The 15964-nt window shown below is 58.6% G+C and carries 16 protein-coding genes; 7 read left to right on the top strand and 9 right to left on the bottom strand.

Annotated elements, in window-relative coordinates:
• Positions 1 to 3: 3 nt before the first annotated feature.
• Entirely contained in the window at positions 4 to 495 is a 492-nt protein-coding gene (locus tag ABH912_RS16545; RefSeq protein WP_223525583.1) for a nitrate reductase cytochrome c-type subunit, read from the top strand.
• 9 nt (positions 496 to 504) lie between these two features.
• On the top strand, positions 505 to 1101 hold the full coding sequence (locus ABH912_RS16540; RefSeq protein ID WP_007943094.1) for a cytochrome c3 family protein: 597 nt from the start codon (positions 505 to 507) through the stop codon (positions 1099 to 1101).
• Positions 1102 to 2011: 910 nt separating this feature from the next.
• On the opposite strand, the gene ABH912_RS16535 is transcribed toward ABH912_RS16540, so the two are convergent.
• From ABH912_RS16535 to ABH912_RS16500, 8 genes are all read right to left on the bottom strand, one after another.
• Complete coding sequence (locus ABH912_RS16535; RefSeq protein ID WP_429511136.1) at positions 2012 to 3397, bottom strand: aspartate aminotransferase family protein; 1386 nt, start codon at positions 3395 to 3397, stop codon at positions 2012 to 2014.
• Positions 3398 to 3408: 11 nt separating this feature from the next.
• Positions 3409 to 4881, bottom strand: coding sequence for an NAD-dependent succinate-semialdehyde dehydrogenase (locus ABH912_RS16530; RefSeq protein ID WP_429509222.1), 1473 nt, complete (start codon positions 4879 to 4881; stop codon positions 3409 to 3411).
• A 145-nt stretch (positions 4882 to 5026) separates the two neighbouring features.
• A complete protein-coding gene (locus ABH912_RS16525; RefSeq protein ID WP_223525591.1) occupies positions 5027 to 5506 on the bottom strand; it encodes an Lrp/AsnC family transcriptional regulator in 480 nt (159 codons plus the stop codon).
• A 119-nt stretch (positions 5507 to 5625) separates the two neighbouring features.
• The gene (gene doeB, locus ABH912_RS16520) at positions 5626 to 6627 is read right to left on the bottom strand and encodes a N(2)-acetyl-L-2,4-diaminobutanoate deacetylase DoeB (protein WP_429509221.1); all 1002 of its coding nucleotides are present in this window, start codon (positions 6625 to 6627) and stop codon (positions 5626 to 5628) included.
• A 3-nt stretch (positions 6628 to 6630) separates the two neighbouring features.
• On the bottom strand, positions 6631 to 7821 hold the full coding sequence (doeA, locus tag ABH912_RS16515) for an ectoine hydrolase DoeA (protein ID WP_429509220.1): 1191 nt from the start codon (positions 7819 to 7821) through the stop codon (positions 6631 to 6633).
• Between the two features lie 43 nt (positions 7822 to 7864).
• The gene (gene eutC / locus ABH912_RS16510; protein ID WP_223525592.1) at positions 7865 to 8857 is read right to left on the bottom strand and encodes an ectoine utilization protein EutC; all 993 of its coding nucleotides are present in this window, start codon (positions 8855 to 8857) and stop codon (positions 7865 to 7867) included.
• 36 nt (positions 8858 to 8893) lie between these two features.
• The gene (eutB, locus tag ABH912_RS16505) at positions 8894 to 9865 is read right to left on the bottom strand and encodes a hydroxyectoine utilization dehydratase EutB (protein WP_429509219.1); all 972 of its coding nucleotides are present in this window, start codon (positions 9863 to 9865) and stop codon (positions 8894 to 8896) included.
• A 108-nt stretch (positions 9866 to 9973) separates the two neighbouring features.
• Positions 9974 to 11368 carry a PLP-dependent aminotransferase family protein gene (locus ABH912_RS16500; RefSeq protein ID WP_429512978.1) on the bottom strand — a complete coding sequence of 465 codons (1395 nt, stop codon included), beginning with the start codon at positions 11366 to 11368 and terminating at the stop codon, positions 9974 to 9976.
• A gap of 277 nt (positions 11369 to 11645) precedes the next feature.
• Here ABH912_RS16500 and ehuB point away from each other — a divergent pair, with 277 nt between their 5' ends.
• The 5 genes from ehuB to ABH912_RS16475 all read left to right on the top strand — a co-directional run bounded on the left by ehuB (position 11646) and on the right by ABH912_RS16475 (position 15100).
• Positions 11646 to 12503 carry an ectoine/hydroxyectoine ABC transporter substrate-binding protein EhuB gene (ehuB, locus tag ABH912_RS16495; RefSeq protein WP_429511135.1) on the top strand — a complete coding sequence of 286 codons (858 nt, stop codon included), beginning with the start codon at positions 11646 to 11648 and terminating at the stop codon, positions 12501 to 12503.
• Positions 12504 to 12572: 69 nt separating this feature from the next.
• Positions 12573 to 13232, top strand: a complete 660-nt coding sequence (gene ehuC / locus ABH912_RS16490) for an ectoine/hydroxyectoine ABC transporter permease subunit EhuC (protein WP_429511134.1) — start codon at positions 12573 to 12575, stop codon at positions 13230 to 13232.
• Entirely contained in the window at positions 13229 to 13885 is a 657-nt protein-coding gene (gene ehuD, locus ABH912_RS16485) for an ectoine/hydroxyectoine ABC transporter permease subunit EhuD (RefSeq protein ID WP_060543916.1), read from the top strand. Before ehuC ends, ehuD begins: the two co-directional genes overlap by 4 nt.
• On the top strand, positions 13885 to 14760 hold the full coding sequence (ehuA, locus tag ABH912_RS16480; protein WP_082457645.1) for an ectoine/hydroxyectoine ABC transporter ATP-binding protein EhuA: 876 nt from the start codon (positions 13885 to 13887) through the stop codon (positions 14758 to 14760). Before ehuD ends, ehuA begins: the two co-directional genes overlap by 1 nt.
• 100 nt (positions 14761 to 14860) lie before the next feature.
• Positions 14861 to 15100, top strand: a complete 240-nt coding sequence (locus ABH912_RS16475) for a hypothetical protein (RefSeq protein WP_429511133.1) — start codon at positions 14861 to 14863, stop codon at positions 15098 to 15100.
• Positions 15101 to 15262: 162 nt separating this feature from the next.
• Here the strand turns inward: ABH912_RS16475 and ABH912_RS16470 are convergent, their stop codons facing one another.
• Complete coding sequence (locus ABH912_RS16470) at positions 15263 to 15883, bottom strand: tyrosine-type recombinase/integrase (RefSeq protein ID WP_429511132.1); 621 nt, start codon at positions 15881 to 15883, stop codon at positions 15263 to 15265.
• Positions 15884 to 15964: the final 81 nt, after the last annotated feature.

Here is a 15964-nt window from a genome sequence, read left to right as displayed (position 1 = left end):
CAGATGAAGAGTCATTTGCTGTCTTTGCTTGCTGCTCTGTTGCTGTGGATGCCGCTGGCATTCGCGGCGCAGCCCGATTACCCGCTGGATGCGCCTGCGCCGGATGGCCGGCGACCCGGAGGGACCTTGACCCAGGAATTTGCGGCACCGTTGATGGCTGATGACGAGAACAAGGACCTCAAGCGCGAGCGCAATTATCCTGACCAGCCGCCCACCATCCCCCACAGTATCCGGGGGTATCCGATCGACAAGAACAGCAACAAGTGCCTGTCCTGTCACAGCCGTGCCAATAGTGCCCGCACTCAGGCGCCGATGATCAGTATCACCCACTACATGGACCGTGATGGTCAGGCGCTGGCCGCTGTTTCGCCGCGTCGGTATTTCTGTACTCAGTGTCACGTGCCACAGAAAGACGTAAAGCCTCTGGTGGGCAACAACTTCAAGAACATTGACCAGGTGCTGCAAGACGAAATCAACGGCCAGCAGAAACCTTAAGGAGAGGCCATGAAATCCTTGCGTGCGCTGCTCAAAGACTATTGGGGCATTCTGCGTCGCCCCAGCGTGCATTACAGCCTGGGCTTTCTGACGCTCGGCGGGTTCATCGCCGGAGTGATTTTCTGGGGTGGTTTCAACACTGCGCTGGAAGCCACCAATACCGAGAAGTTCTGCATTTCCTGCCATGAAATGCGCGATAACGTGTTTGTCGAGTTGCAGGACACCATTCACTACACCAATCGTTCTGGCGTACGCGCCACCTGTCCGGACTGTCACGTCCCGCACGAATGGACGCACAAGATTGCCCGCAAGATGCAGGCTTCCAAAGAGGTGTGGGGCAAGGTGTTCGGAACGATCGACACCCGGGAAAAATTTCTCGGTATGCGGCGTGAACTGGCCGAGCACGAGTGGGGGCGGCTCAAGGCAAATGACTCCCGAGAATGCCGCAATTGCCATAACTTTGAATTCATGGACTTTACCCGCCAGGGCAAACGCGCCGCCAATATGCACTCCACGGCACTGGCCAGCGGTCAGGCGACCTGTATCGACTGTCATAAGGGCATCGCCCACAAGTTGCCTGACATGAGCGGTGTCAAAGGCTGGTAGTCGAATCGGTTGGGCTCTCACTTCGTTGCCGCCGAGCGGCATATCCGCGCTGGTTTTTCGACTTTGACACAATTCTCTCTCCCTCTCTGATAAACCCCAAACCCAATGTTTCAAGGGGGTTTAGCCTCTGTGCGCAAGTTGGTCTGCGGATTCCACGCGCACTTTGGCGCCCATTCTACAAACACTTGGACAGCGATCTCTCATTGATCCGGCCCACGCTCAGGCAGGCACCAACGCAGGATTACCCACTACCATCGGCCTCTTTTATCGAAGCAAAGAGGTCGTCGTAGAGCGTTTAGCCTTATGCGACACGTCGAATGTGGTGAATTCTCAAGTGTTCCTAAACGCTTAATTGCATCGCACATGGCCACCCATTGCATTGCCACTCACAAGACATTTGCATTCGCGGAGACCGCCGTTTGCATACGGTTGACCAATGCACACACAAGAGTCGACAGGCAGAGAACGGCCAATCTCCACCCTTCGTGAAGGGCAGCTATGGGTCGACATCAGCCCGTCGCGACAGGCAGAATTCGGCCGATTCTGTTGAAAAAGTCGGTCATGGATTCCACGACAGAAAAGTACGCGTTTGAGATTGAAATCTTTACTTTGAGCAGTGGATTCCGGGTTCAGATTTCGCGTAGCGGCGCGCAAAAAAGGCGTTTTCAGCCGTCAGTATGCGGGCAGTCTGGAAGAACCGACTTTTTCAACAGAATCGGCCAAAAGCAGTCATTCGATGGGCCTTCAGCAGTTCATCTCCGGGCCTCCTTACTCCCAAAATGAGTTTATGTAGTCACAATCTTCTATTCGCAGTTTATTCACGATAAGGCCAAAACTGGCGATACAAAAAACCACCCGAACGGTGAAGGATCGAACGGTTTTTTGGGGAGTGAGGGATGAGCGGCAAGGCTTAGCCCAGTATCTCGCTGGCCACGTGATCGACCGCACTTTTGGTGATGTCGACTATCAGGTCGGCCTCCTCCTCGGTCAAGATCAACGGTGGTGCAAAGCCGAGAATGTCGCCATGGGGCATCGCTCGGGCAATCATTCCGCGTTCAAGACAGGCTGCCGATACTTTCGGACCGATCTTCAATGCAGCATCGAATGGTGTGCGTTGCTCACGATCGGCCATGAACTCGACTGCGGCAAGCATGCCGTCGCCACGCACTTCGCCTACCAGCGGATGACCTTCCAATACTTCCCGCAACCGACGATTCAGATAACTGCCAACCTTCTCTGCGTTGGCTGTCAGGTTTTCCCGCTCCAGGATGTCGAGGTTGGCCAAGGCCGCCGCCGCGCAGATCGGATGCCCGGAGTACGTCCAGCCATGCCCCATGGCACCTTGAGATTCGGAGGCTTTTTCGATCACGTCCCAGACTTTTTCACCGACAATCACTGCTGATAAAGGCGCATAGGCACTGGTCAGGCCTTTGGCCGTAGTGATCAGGTCCGGACGCATGCCGTAGCGCTGGCTGCCCATCTTCGAACCCAGGCGACCGAAGGCGCAGACCACTTCGTCGGCGATCAACAACACGTCATACTTGTTCAACACCGCTTGTATGGCGGCCCAATAGCCGGCCGGCGGAACGATGATGCCGCCGGTGCCCATCAGCGGTTCGCCGATAAATGCGGCGACGGTGTCCGGCCCTTCGGCCAGGATCATTTTCTCCAACTCGTCGGCGCAATAGCGCACGAAAGCTGCTTCATCCATACCCACCGGTGCCTTGCGATACCAGTGCGGACAAACGGTATGTTTGACGCCCTCCGCCGGCAGGTCGAAATGCTGATGGAACGTCGGCAGGCCGGTCAGGCTGCCGGTCATGATGCCCGAGCCGTGATAACCGCGATCACGGGAGATGATTTTCTTCTTCTGCGGGCGACCCAATACGTTGTTGTAGTAACGCACCAGTTTGATCTGGGTTTCGTTGGCGTCGGAACCGGACAGGCCGTAGTAGACTTTTTTCATGCCCTCCGGCGCCCAGTCGATGATGCGGCTCGACAGCTCGATGATCGCTTCGGTCGAGTGCCCGACATAGGTGTGGTAATAGGCCAGTTCCTTGGCCTGCTTGTAGATCGCATCGGCGACTTCGGTGCGCCCGTAGCCGATATTCACGCAGTACAACCCGGCAAAGGCGTCGATGAATTCGCGGCCTTCGTGGTCGCGGATACGAATGCCTGACGCGCTCTTGATGATGCGTCCCTTGAGCGTGCCGCTGGCGTGGTCATGGGCATGGGTCGACGGGTGCATGAAGTGCGCACGGTCTTGTTCGAACAACGAATCGAGTTTTTGGCTCATGGCGGATCTCCTTAGAACTGGCCTTGATGGTGCAGGCAAAAGTATTTGGTTTCGACAAAGGCTTCGAAGCCCTCGGTACCGCCCTCGCGGCCCAGCCCCGAGGCTTTCATGCCACCGAACGGGATCGGATGGCCGGTGAACTTGACGCCATTGACTGCGACCATGGCGTGGTCGAGGCGGCGAATCAGGGGGTAGATTAGGTCCAGGCGGTTGGAACAAATGTAGGCAGCCAGACCGTATTCGGTGTCGTTGGCCATTTCGATGGCTTGCTCGAGGGTGTCGAAAGGCATGACGCCAGCAATCGGCGCGAAATTCTCTTCGCGGTAGATACGCATCTGCGGCGTAACGTCGGCCAGCACCGTCGGCTGATAGAACAATCCGCCGAGGGCATGCGCTTCGCCGCCCACCAGACGTTGCGCGCCCAGCTTCAGCGCATCAGCCACACGCTCGGCGGTCACATCGAAGGCGGCCTGATGCATCAGCGGGCCGATGTCGACGCTTTGCTCTTGATCACCCACCAGTGCCGGGCCGACCCGCAGTTCGCGCACCGCAGAGGCAAAGCGGCTGAGGAACGCCGGATAAATCGAGCGTTCGACCATAATCCGATTGGCCGCGCAGCAATCCTGGCCCGAGGTCTGGAACTTGGCCTCTACCGCGACTTTCACCGCCAGATCCAGATCGGCATCGGCGCAGACAATAAACGGCGCGTTTCCGCCCAGTTCCAGCGACACTTTCTTCACGTCCTGGGCCGCCGCTTGCAGCACCAACTTGCCGACCCGGGTCGAGCCGGTGAAGCTGACCGAACGCACGCGAGTGTCCTGCACCAGGGTTTGCATGGTCATTTGCGGTTCGCCCAGCACCACGTTGAACACGCCGGCCGGGAAGCCCGCCTCTTCTGCCAGTTGCGCCAGGGCCAATGCCGAATACGGCGTTTCGTGGGCCGGTTTGATGACCACAGTGCAACCGGCGGCCAATGCGGCGGCGGCTTTGCGGGTGATCATCGCCGAAGGAAAATTCCACGGCGTCAGCAGTGCACAGACGCCAACCGGTTCCTTGATCGTGCCCAGATGCGCGCCGGGGATATGGCTGGGGATGTTCTGCCCGTAAAGGCGCCGCGCTTCTTCGGCAAACCATGGAATGAAACTGGCGGCGTAGGCGATTTCGCCGCGTGATTCGGCCAGGGGCTTGCCTTGTTCCTGGCTGAGAATCCGCGCCAGGTCTTCCTGATGCTCAAGGATCAACGCCGCCCAGCGCCGCAGAATCGTTCCGCGGTCATCGAGGCTTTGTTCACTCCAGGCTGAAAACGCCCGGTGTGCGGCATCTACGGCGGCGATGATCTGAGGCTGATCGAGCATCGGCACATGACCGATCAACGTCTGATCGGCCGGATTGTGCACGGCGACGCTATGGCCGCTGTCACTGTGGACCCAATGGCCGTCTACGTAGCAAAGTGCTTTGAACAACAGCGGATGTTTGTATGTCATGGCGTTCACTCCAAACCGTGTGCGTGAATCCATGCTAGGGCAGCGCAGCCAAGATGAGTTGGCGTTTGGCGGGGTGTAACGATTGGTTTTTTCTGATTGAACGTCGGCAAACAGAGGCTTTTTGCGGTGAAGGTTTTGCCCCGGTTTATGGCTCTTGCGCCAGCTCGGCCGGCAAGGCACCCGCGGTCTTGATGGTTTTAGTGACGATATAGGTGAAGTAGCGCTCGATGCCCAGGTCATCGAGCAACAACTGGTCGATAAAACGCTGGTAATGGTCAATGTCCGGCGCCTGGATCATCGCCATGTAATCAACACCGCCACCGGTGGCGTAACAGAATGCCACTTCGGCGGCCTCGTTCATGCGTTGTTCGAACCGCCGCATGTCCTGGGCGGTGTGTCGGGCCAGGGTGATTTCCACCAGCACCTGCTGGCTTTTGAACACCGCGTTCCAGTCGATCAGTGCCCGGTAGCCCTTTATCAGCCCAAGCGACTCCAACTTGCGAACCCGCTCCCACGCCGGGGTCACCGAGAGATTGATCGCCTCGGCCAAGCTCGACTTGGTGATCCGACCGTCTTCGGCGAGGATTCGCAGGATTTTCAGGTCATAGCGATCGAGCTTGTGCATGGGTCGAGGATCTCCTGAATGAGTAGGACAAACCTGCTCGCGATAGCGATATTTCAGTCACATCAATGAGAGATGTAACGCCGCAATCGCGAGCAGGCTCGCTCCCACAGGTTTTTAGATCAGGTCAATACATCGGCGATGACGGCAATGATATCGCCGCACTGCACCACGCCGGGAAAGTGGCGCGCCGCCAGCAGCCCGCTGCGGGCCGCGCGATATTCCACCGGGGCGACGCCGCTCCGGGTAGCGTCGTAAACGCGGGCAATCACGTCTCCTTCTCTCACGTTATCGCCCAGATCGCGGCACATTTCCAGCAAGCCATCGTGTTCGCTGTCGATGAAGCAATTGGCATCGGGCATGTCGAGCATGATTGACTCCGTGGTCTGGATCTCACCTTCGAGAATCCCCGCATGCACCAGCAGATTGCGCACCCCGCGCTCGGCAATCGCCACACTGCGCGCCGTGGACGAACCACCGCCACCCAGTTCGGTCGTGACAAAAACTTTGCCCTGACGCTCGGCGGCGGTGTCGTACATCGACCCGGCATCGAGCTCCAGCATGCGCATGCTGTAAGGCGCATTGAAGGCGCGCATAGCGGCTTCACATTGCTCTTGCTGGTTCTTGTCGGGCAGCACATGACAAGCCGCGAAAGGCAGGAAGTCCAGGGTGCGGCCACCGGAATGGATATCCAGCACGATGTCGGCCAAGGGCAACAAGGTCCGGTTGAAGTAATCGGCGATTTTCTCGGTCACGGTGCCGTCCGGCTTACCGGGGAAACTGCGATTCAGATTGCCCTTGTCGATCGGCGACGTGCGCCGACCGGCATGGAACGCCGGGGTGTTCATGAACGGGACGATAATCACCCGCCCCGTGACATCGGCGGCCGTCAGGCCCTGGGCCAGTTTGCTCAGCGCCACCGGGCCTTCGTATTCGTCACCGTGGTTACCGCCGGTAAGCAGCGCGGTCGGACCCTGACCGCGCTGAATCACCGTGACCGGAATCATCACCGAGCCCCAGGCCGAGTCGTCCCGGGAGTACGGCAATTTGAGGAACCCGTGCTGCACGCCTTCGCGGGCAAAATCCACCGTGGCGCTGATCGGGTTGTCAGGCAGGTCGCTCATGGCTCAATCCTTCACGAACAGTTGGCGTGGCACGTTGCACAGCGTCTCGACGCCGGTTTCGGTGATCAGAATGCTTTCGGTGATTTCTAGCCCCCAATCGTCCATCCACAGGCCCGGCATGAAGTGGAAAGTCATGCCCGGCTGCAACACGCTGGTGTCGCCGGGACGCAGGCTCATGGTGCGTTCGCCCCAGTCTGGCGGATAGCTGATCCCGATCGGGTAGCCACAACGGCTGTCCTTGTGGATGCCGAATTTCTCCAACACTTTGAAAAACGCCACAGCGATGTCGCCGGTGGTATTGCCCGGTTTGGCTGCTTCCAGTCCTGCGGCGATGCCTTCGACCACGGCTTTTTCGCCGTCGAGGAAGTGCTGTGGAGGTTTGCCCAAATAGATCGTGCGCGACAGCGGACAGTGATAACGCTTGTAGCAACCGGCGATTTCAAAGAAGGTCCCGGCGCCTTTTTCGAACGGCGAATCGTCCCAGGTCAGGTGCGGCGCGCTGGCGTCGGCACCCGTGGGCAATAGCGGCACGATGGCCGGGTAATCGCCGCCATGACCGTCAGCGCCGAGGATCCCGCTGCTGTAGATTTCAGCCACCAGTTCATTTTTGCGCATGCCCGGCTCGATCCGTTCGAGGATCCGCCCGTGCATGTTTTCGACGATGCGCGCAGCGATGCGCATGTAAGCGATTTCCTGGGGCGACTTGATCGCCCTCTGCCAGTTCACCAACCCGACCGCGTCGATCAGCTTGGCCTGCGGCAGGTTTTTCTGCAGCGACAAATACGCGGCGGCGCTGAAATAATAGTTATCCATTTCCACGCCGATGGTCAGCGCGTCCCAACCCCGGGCACTGATGACTTCCCGCGAAAGGTAATCCATCGGATGGCGTTCCCGGGACTGCACGTAGATGTCCGGGTAACCGATGATGTTCTCGTGCTGCATGAACACCGTGCGCTTGGCGCCGTTGGCGTCTTGCCCGCGACCGAACCAGACCGGCTCGCCGTCGAGCGCCAACAACACGCATTGGTGAACGTAAAACGACCAACCGTCATAGCCGGTCAACCAGGCCATGTTCGACGGATCGGTGACCAGCAACAGCTCGATGCCCTGAACCTGCATGGCCGCTCGAACCTTGGCCAGACGCTGGGCGTATTCCTCCCGTTCGAACGGGAGATTGACGACTATCTGAGACATGCACATGCCCTCTGATAAATGACGCACGGATGAAAAAAGTGGATTAGCTACCGAACTGAAAACCCTTGCCGGCCGAGCGCGCGCGCTCGAAGGCCAGATTGGCCATGGCGGTGTCCTGGGCGCCGGTTCCGGTGAGGTCGCACAAGGTGACTTGCGCATCGCTGGTCCGACCCGGGTGCTGGCCCGCGAGCACTTGCCCCAATTCGGCCAAGCCCGATTCGTCGGTAATAACACCGGCCGCCAGAGCGTGATGCAACTCGCCGAGGATTCGCGTTTGGCTCAAGCGATCCGCCACGTAGCGGTCGACCTTGGCCAACGCTTGGGGAGAAATTTCATTTTTGTGTTCGGCATCCGAACCCATGGCGGTGATGTGCAAGCCGGGGTGCAAGTGGCGCGCTTCGATCAGCGGTTCACGGCTCGGGGTGCAGGTGATCGCAATGTCCACGCCGGTCATGGCCTCGTCGATGCTAGCGCAAGGCGTGACCGTCAGACCGCTGTCGCGCGCCAGCTCGGTGCTGAAGTCTTTGGCCTTGGCGCTGTCGCGTGCCCAGACTTGAACGGATTCAATCGGCCGAACCAAACGCAACGCCTGAAGCTGCAACGCGGCCTGCTCGCCGGCACCGATCAGCGCTACGCTGCAACTGTCGACCCGGGACAGGGCTCGAGCCGCCACGGCGCCCGCCGCGGCTGTGCGTACGGCGGTCAGATAACCGTTGTCCAGCAGCAAGGCGTCGAGCAAACCGGTGCGCGCCGAAAGCAACATCATCATGCCGTTGAGACTCGGTAGGCCCAGTTTCGGATTGTCGAAAAAACCCGGACTGACCTTGATCGCAAAACGCTCCAGGCCCGGCAGGTATGCAGTCTTCACGTCCACTTCGCCATTGTGCTCGGGGATGTCCAGACGCAGGATCGGCGGCATGGCCACCGCTGCCGTGGCCAGCAGCACAAAGGCTTGTTCGATAGCTTCGATGCTCGGCAAGTCTAGTGCCACACAGGCACGCAGATCCGCTTCGCTCAATAAGGTGATGTCACTCATCAATGCGGCACTCCATTCAGTCGTTATTGTTGGGGTTCACGCATCTGCGCCCGCGAGGACTCGCAGGTGCTGATCGATGTCGACGTTACGGCCGCTGACCACCACCACGATCGGCCCGCGCGGCTCAATCAATCCATCAAGCAACGCGGCAATCCCGACCACGGCCGCGCCCTCCAGCACCAGACGCTCTTCGCGATAGGCATGGCGTAGGGCATTGGCGATGGAAGTCTCGCTGAGCAAATGCACGTGGTCACACAGATCGCGGGTCATGTTGAAGGTGTAACGGTTGTTCAGGCCGATGCCACCGCCGAGCGAGTCGGCCAGAGTCGGCAGCTCTTCGACTTCCACCGGATGCCCGGCTGCGAGGCTGGCGTGCATGGCCGCACCGCGTTGCATGCTGATGCCGTGGGTGATGATGTTCGCGCTGACGCTTTTGATCGCCAGCGCCACACCGGCAAACAAACCGCCGCCGGACAACGGCACGAGGATTTGCGCCACGTCCGGTTGCTGTTCGAGGATTTCCAGCCCCAGCGTGCCCTGCCCGGCGATGATGGCCGGGTGATCGAACGGCGGCAGCAATGTCGCGCCTTGCTCGTTGGCGATCCGTTCGGCTTCACGCTGGGCGTCGTCCTGAGACTGGCCGACGATGCATACCTCGGCGCCCAGATCACGAATGGCTTGAACCTTGTTCGCCGGCACCAGATGCGACAGGCAAATCGTCGCCTTCACGCCTTGCCGGGAAGCGGCATACGCCAGAGCACGACCGTGATTACCGGTCGACGCCGCCACCACGCCACGCGCTTTCTCCTCGGCGCTGAGCTGCGCCACGGCATTGCTCGCGCCGCGCAATTTGAAACTGCCGGTGATTTGCTGGGATTCGAGTTTGAGGTACACCGCCACGCCCAATCGTTGCGAAAGGCTGGGCGAATATTCCAAGGGGGTACGCCGGACAAGCGATTCGATGCGCTGGCGAGCGAGGTAAATATCCTGTAGCTGTAACGTTGACATGACCGCGTCCCGACTGTGGTGTTGGGCGCAGTCTAAGAGGACTGGATTGTCGTAATGAATGTACTAGGGCAATTTAGTCGACAAACTTTTTTGCGAACTTTTTCCCGGTCAGACATCGTGGATTTGCGGGTACTGCCCGAATATCTCGCGCATGCTCATCAGTGCGTCCCGCATTTCTTCGTCGCTGCATTCGGCGCCGACACACACCCTCACCGCTCGAGCTCGCGGCGTTCCACGCACGGTGAACGGATCAGGCGATGCGACAGCGATGTGCCGGTGACGCAAGGCTCGCACCAGGCTGTCGACCTCCCAGTGTATTGGAATGCCAACCCACGCGTTCAGTGCATGAGGATGCTGGCCGAGCAGGTGCTCGCCCAGGTATTCGCTGACCATCGCCTGCCGGCCGGCCAACAGTTTGCGCTGCAATCGCACGAGCGTGTCGGCGCGACCGTCACGAATCCAGCGCGCAGCGATTTCGGAGACCATGGGCGTGGCCATCCAGCTGTTGACCCGCAAGATACTTTCGGTGCGCAACGCCAGGCGCTTGGGCACTACCAAATAGCCGATGCGCAAACCGGTCAGCACTGACTTGGTCATGCTGGTGCAATAGAACGACAGCTCCGGCAGGTAATGGCTGATCGGCGGCGCGCGATGCTCATCCAGCAACGGCCCGTATACGTCGTCTTCAATGATGTGCACACCGAAACGCCGGGCGATGTCGGCAATCTCCCGCCGACGACTGTCCGGCATCAGGCTGGTGGTCGGGTTGTTCAGGTTGGGCGTGCACACCAGCGCGGTGATGCGCTCATTGCTGCACATGTCTTCGAAGTGTTCCGGGTCGATGCCATAACGGTCCATTTCCAGGCCTTTGAGGGTGAATCCCAATACCTGAGAGTTGCCGATTACCCCGTGATCGGTGAGCCCTTCGCAGAGCACGACATCATCGGGGCCGGCCAGAGACGCCAGCGCAAGGAAGATGCCGTGAGCGGCGCCGTTGGTAATCAGGATGTCATCACGCTCGACCCGCAGTCCTTGCCGTCCGATCCAGTGCATGGCCTCTTCGCGGTGCGACTCGAAACCCGCAATCGGACGAAATGCGTGTATCCACGGCTGATCCTCTTCCGTGCTGAGCTCGCGGCAGGTGTCACGCCAGAACTGGTCGTGCTCGCGGGTGTGCAGGATCCGCGCGATGGAAAAATCCACCAGGGCCCGTTCAGGGCTATCGAGAATATAGGTAGCCACTCGATCGCTCATGCGCCGCGACACAAAGCTGCCGCGCCCGACTTCGCAACGCACCAGCCCCTGACGCTCCAGCTCTTTATAGGCGTTGGTGACCGTCTGCACGCTGATGCCCATGGTATCGGCAACATGCCGCTGCGGCGGCAGGCGCTGATCATTGGCCAAGACACCCTGCTCGATATCATCGGCAATCGCCTGCACCAGAATCTTGTACTTTGACTCGCCACTGCGGGCGATATCCAGTGCCGCTTTCCATTTGTCCATCAGCGCTAAAACCCGGGTCTGTGCTCGTCGGGACAGCATCGCGCCAGTATCCATGCAATGCAATTGTCCTAGTGCAATACAATGATGCTCAGCGCTTTTGTATGCTCGGCTCAAGGTCGACAGCCGGGCACCTTCAAGCCCACAACAAAATCAATCGACCTGTACCGGACTGCGTCCAGATCCATGAGATCAGTCCTTGTACGCTTTGCTCTTGTAACACTGCCTCCTACCACAGAGCCGTCACCGACGGGTCAACAAGAAACAGGAGATTTTATCGATGAGCAATTTCCCTTCCCGCAGCACCCATGCATTGCGTCACCTGTTCGTAGCTTGCGCGATGTTCGGCCTAGTCGCCGGCGCCCATGCCGCTACGACACTGGAAACCGTCAAACAGAACAGCAGCATCCGTATCGGTTATGCCAACGAAACCCCGTTCGCCTTTACCGAAACCGACGGCAGGGTCACCGGTGAATCACCGGAAATCGCCAAAGCCATCTTTGCCAAAATGGGCATCAAACAGGTTGACGGCGTGTTGACCGAATGGGGCTCGTTGATCCCGGGTCTGCGCGCCGGGCGCTTCGACGTGATTGCCGCCGGCATGTACATCACGCCGGCTCGCTGCAAGCAGGTGCTGTTTACCGATCCGCAGTATCAACTGCCGGACGCGCTGCTTACGGCCAAAGGCAACCCGAAGGGTCTGCACAGTTACGAAGACATCGCCAAGAATCCCGAGGTGAAGCTGGCAATCATGGCCGGCACGGTAAACTTGGCCTATGCGCGAGACTCGGGTGTAAAGGATGAGCAAATCCTCCAGGTACCGGACACCACCGCCCAGTTGCAAGCCGTGCGCGCCGGTCGTGCCGATGCGGCAGTGGGTACTCAACTGACCATGAAAGGTTTGGCCGCCAAAGGTGGCGACAAAGTTGAAGCGGTCACCGAGTTCAAGGACGACCCGTCACACATTGGATACGGTGCTCTCGCCTTCCGTCCGGAAGACAAAGACCTGCGCGATGCGGTCAACGCCGAGTTGAAAAAGTGGTTGGGCTCCGAAGAGCACCTCAAGGCTGTTGCCCCTTTCGGGTTTGACAAATCCAACGTGACAAGCAAAACGGCTGCCGAGCTCTGCGCTCAATAGTCGAAACAGGCATGGCGCCACGGCGCGATGCCTATTTCCCTGCTTAATCCGGATGGACAGGTTTAACCCATGGGTGAATTACTTCCGCTATTGATACAAGGCGCCTGGGTGACGCTCCAGGTGACGATTTTCGGTTCGCTGCTGGCGATTGTCGCGGCAATTGTCGCGGCTCTGGGGCGCATGTCGCCTTGGCGGCCATTGCGCTGGTTTTCCATTGCTTATATTGAAGTGTTTCGCGGCACGTCGTTGCTGGTGCAATTGTTCTGGCTGTTTTTCGTGCTGCCGCTGCCGCCGTTCAACCTTGAACTGAGTCCCTACAGCGTGGCCATCGTCGGTCTCGGCTTGCACATTGGCGCTTACGGCGCCGAGGTGATGCGCGGTGCGATCAGCTCCGTCGCCAAGGGTCAATACGAGGCGTCCACAGCACTCAACTTCAGCGGCTACAAGCGCTTTCGCCGCATCATTCTTCCGCAGGCATTGCTGGCCGCTATTGCGCCGGGTACCAACCTGCTGATCGAACTGCTGAAAAATACTTCGCTGGTGTCGTTGATCACCCTGTCAGACCTGAGCTTCAGGGCTCGTCAATTGGATCAGGCAACTTTCGAGACTCTGGAAATTTTCAGCCTGGCGCTGGTGATGTACTTCGTCTTGGCGCAGGCGATCAACATCGGCATGCGTCACATTGAGCGCCATCTGGCTCGCGGGCGGATGCGTGGAGGTCTGTCATGACACTGTTCGATTGGACCTATGCCTGGCAAATCCTCCCCGATTTACTGCGCGCTTCGCTTAACACCGTGGGGATTACCCTGGTCGGCTTCCTGATTGCCATTGTGCTGGGGCTGTTCCTGGCTATCGGTCGAAGGAGCCGCAGAGTCTGGCTGTCGTGGCCGACCACCGCCGTGATCGAGTTCATTCGCAGCACGCCGCTGCTGATCCAGGTGTATTTCCTTTACTACGTGCTGCCCAATTACGGTGTCAGCATGACCGCGATGCAAGTGGGGATTCTCGGCATAGGCCTGCATTACGCCTGCTACATCGCCGAGGTGTATCGCGGCGGCCTCGATGCGGTGCCGCGCGCGCAATGGGAAGCGGTCACGGCGTTGAACATCGCCCCATACAGCGCTTATCGCAACATCATACTGCCCCAGGCCCTGCGGCCGATCCTGCCTCCATTGGGCAACTACCTGGTGGCGATGCTCAAGGACACGCCGGTGCTGTCGGCGATTACCGTGGTGGAAATCATGCAACAGGCCAAGAACATCGGTTCCGAGAATTTCCGCTATTTGGAGCCGATCACCATGGTCGGCCTGTTTTTCCTCGCCCTAAGCATTGCTTTGGCTTATCTGGTACGGCGCCTTGAAGTGCGCCTGGAGCTACGCTAATGACTACTCCACTGTCGACACCCGGTGACCTTTCACGGCACAGCAACCCGACCCCGCTGCATCCGCAGGAGGCCATGGCCATGCAGGAAACCAAACCGGTAAAGCCGATCGTCAGCTTCCAGGACGTTACCAAGAGCTACGGCAACTTTACCGTGCTCGATCATTTGAACCTGGACGTCACGCCGGGTGAGAAAGTCGCGATCATCGGCCCCAGCGGCTCCGGAAAATCCACACTGCTGCGGGTACTGATGACACTCGAAGGCATCGATGACGGACTGATCCGCATTGAGGATGACTTGCTGACCCACATGCCCAATCGCAACGGTGTATTGGTGCCCGCCAATGACCGGCACATCCGCCGAGTGCGCGGCAAGATCGGCATGGTGTTCCAGAGTTTTAACCTGTTCCCTCACATGACAGCGTTGCAAAACGTTATCGAGGCGCCGGTGCAGGTGCTCGGCATGAAACCGGCCGAGGCCCGTGAACGTGCAGCAGACTTGCTGGAACTGGTGGGTCTGGGCAGCAAGCTCGGGCATTACCCATCGCAGTTATCCGGTGGTCAACAACAACGGGTGGCGATCGCCCGGGCACTGGCCATGCGCCCGAAAGTCATGCTGTTCGACGAAGTGACCTCCGCGCTCGACCCGGAACTGTGCGGCGAAGTGCTCAACGTGATCCGCAAGCTCGGCACCGAACACAACCTGACCATGCTGATGGTTACGCATCAAATGGGTTTCGCTAGGGAGTTCGCTGATCGTGTGTGCTTTTTCTACAAAGGGCAGATTCACGAGCAGGGCACCCCGGCGCAAATCTTCGAACACCCGCAGCAGGAACGCACGTGCGCGTTTCTCAGTGCGGTGAAAGAAGCCAACTAGGCAAGCTCCCAGCCCTGGCCGCCACTCGGGTCGATTACGCGTTGGGATTGCAGATTTATCGTCCCGCTGGGGGATTTGGTAAAGCCAAAATGAGTAGTTCATGACTTGCTTGATTTGTGGTGAGTCTGCGGCGGTCGTTGAAACTGATGGTGAATACGAGGAAAGAACCTGTCCGAGCTGTGGGCATTGTCGAATTACGGGTGCGGCGCTTGTGCTGATGAAAACCCACGGCTGGTACTTCGATATAGAGCTGACTCGGAGGTGGATCACAGAGCACCAACGCATCGGATTTATTCCAACAATTGATTCGCGCCAGGCAGTTCGCCTGATTGACGTTTAAAAAGTGATTAAAAAAATGAATTACTGGGCTCAGTGTAGTAGTTGAAGTTTGGTTGGATAATTAGGCAAGGCGCTACTACTTTGAATGTCCGCTTCCGCGAAAGTCGTAAGACCGCTTAGGGTCGGATAGCGACGGTCTGTCGTGGACCGTCGCAGTGGATGGTCAGACTTCCGTCTGCTCTGCCATTTCCAGGGCATCATCGACCTCGATGCCCAAGTACCTGACGGTGCTTTCAAGCTTCGTATGTCCCAGCAAGAGTTGAACTGCTCTCAGATTCTTTGTCCTGCGATAAATCAACGATGCCTTGGTTCGCCGTAGCGTGTGAGTGCCGTACATGGTTGGGTCAAGGCCAATGGCGGTCACCCACGCTTTGACTATTCGAGCGTACTGTCTGGTGGAGAGATGGTCTGAGTCGTGCAAACGGCTCGGGAACAAGAAATCCTCGCTGTGCAGGTGAGCTTGATGCATCCAAGCCTCCAGAACCGTTCGGGTTTGCTCAGTGATTTTAAATTGCACTGGGTGGTGGGTTTTCTGCTGCATCACGATGGCCCGTGACGACACATGTTCCCCATGGGCTATGTCTCGGACTCGCAGCTTGGTTAAGTCACAGGCACGCAGTTTGCTGTCGATAGCCAAGTTGAAGAGCGCCAGATCCCGTGTCTTCTCAGCAAGCTGAAGTCTTACGCGGATGGCCCAGATATCTCTGACTCGGAGCGGCGCCTTTTGCCCGACGAGCTTTCCCTTGTTCCAAGGCTGATGGCGATATGTAGCAATTGAGTTCATGGCTTGTCCTCCAGGTTGAGGGAGGACAAGGGTGGAACAGTCACGGTGCGTTGTGGTCGCTATCGACCCAGGCTGTGTGAA

It is taken from the genome of Pseudomonas sp. BT76 TE3572 (assembly GCF_050435365.1).
Lineage (GTDB): Bacteria > Pseudomonadota > Gammaproteobacteria > Pseudomonadales > Pseudomonadaceae > Aquipseudomonas > Aquipseudomonas fluorescens_W.
The sequence above is the reverse complement of the archived record's forward strand: the minus strand, read 5'-3'. Positions and strand labels throughout refer to the sequence as shown.

Bases quoted from the DNA above. Each gene is read 5' to 3' on its own strand.
- ABH912_RS16545 (WP_223525583.1), top strand. From the start codon at position 4: ATGAAGAGTCATTTGCTGTCTTTGCTTGCTGCTCTGTTGCTGTGGATG.
- ABH912_RS16530 (WP_429509222.1), bottom strand. From the start codon at position 4,881: ATGACATACAAACATCCGCTGTTGTTCAAAGCACTTTGCTACGTAGAC.
- ehuC (WP_429511134.1), top strand. From the start codon at position 12,573: ATGGGTGAATTACTTCCGCTATTGATACAAGGCGCCTGGGTGACGCTC.
- doeB (WP_429509221.1), bottom strand. From the start codon at position 6,627: ATGAGCGACCTGCCTGACAACCCGATCAGCGCCACGGTGGATTTTGCC.
- eutB (WP_429509219.1), bottom strand. From the start codon at position 9,865: ATGTCAACGTTACAGCTACAGGATATTTACCTCGCTCGCCAGCGCATC.
- ABH912_RS16535 (WP_429511136.1), bottom strand. From the start codon at position 3,397: ATGAGCCAAAAACTCGATTCGTTGTTCGAACAAGACCGTGCGCACTTC.
- ABH912_RS16470 (WP_429511132.1), bottom strand. From the start codon at position 15,883: ATGAACTCAATTGCTACATATCGCCATCAGCCTTGGAACAAGGGAAAG.
- ehuA (WP_082457645.1), top strand. From the start codon at position 13,885: ATGACTACTCCACTGTCGACACCCGGTGACCTTTCACGGCACAGCAAC.
- doeA (WP_429509220.1), bottom strand. From the start codon at position 7,821: ATGTCTCAGATAGTCGTCAATCTCCCGTTCGAACGGGAGGAATACGCC.
- ABH912_RS16540 (WP_007943094.1), top strand. From the start codon at position 505: ATGAAATCCTTGCGTGCGCTGCTCAAAGACTATTGGGGCATTCTGCGT.
- ABH912_RS16500 (WP_429512978.1), bottom strand. From the start codon at position 11,368: ATGGACAAATGGAAAGCGGCACTGGATATCGCCCGCAGTGGCGAGTCA.
- ABH912_RS16475 (WP_429511133.1), top strand. From the start codon at position 14,861: ATGACTTGCTTGATTTGTGGTGAGTCTGCGGCGGTCGTTGAAACTGAT.
- ehuD (WP_060543916.1), top strand. From the start codon at position 13,229: ATGACACTGTTCGATTGGACCTATGCCTGGCAAATCCTCCCCGATTTA.
- eutC (WP_223525592.1), bottom strand. From the start codon at position 8,857: ATGAGTGACATCACCTTATTGAGCGAAGCGGATCTGCGTGCCTGTGTG.
- ABH912_RS16525 (WP_223525591.1), bottom strand. From the start codon at position 5,506: ATGCACAAGCTCGATCGCTATGACCTGAAAATCCTGCGAATCCTCGCC.
- ehuB (WP_429511135.1), top strand. From the start codon at position 11,646: ATGAGCAATTTCCCTTCCCGCAGCACCCATGCATTGCGTCACCTGTTC.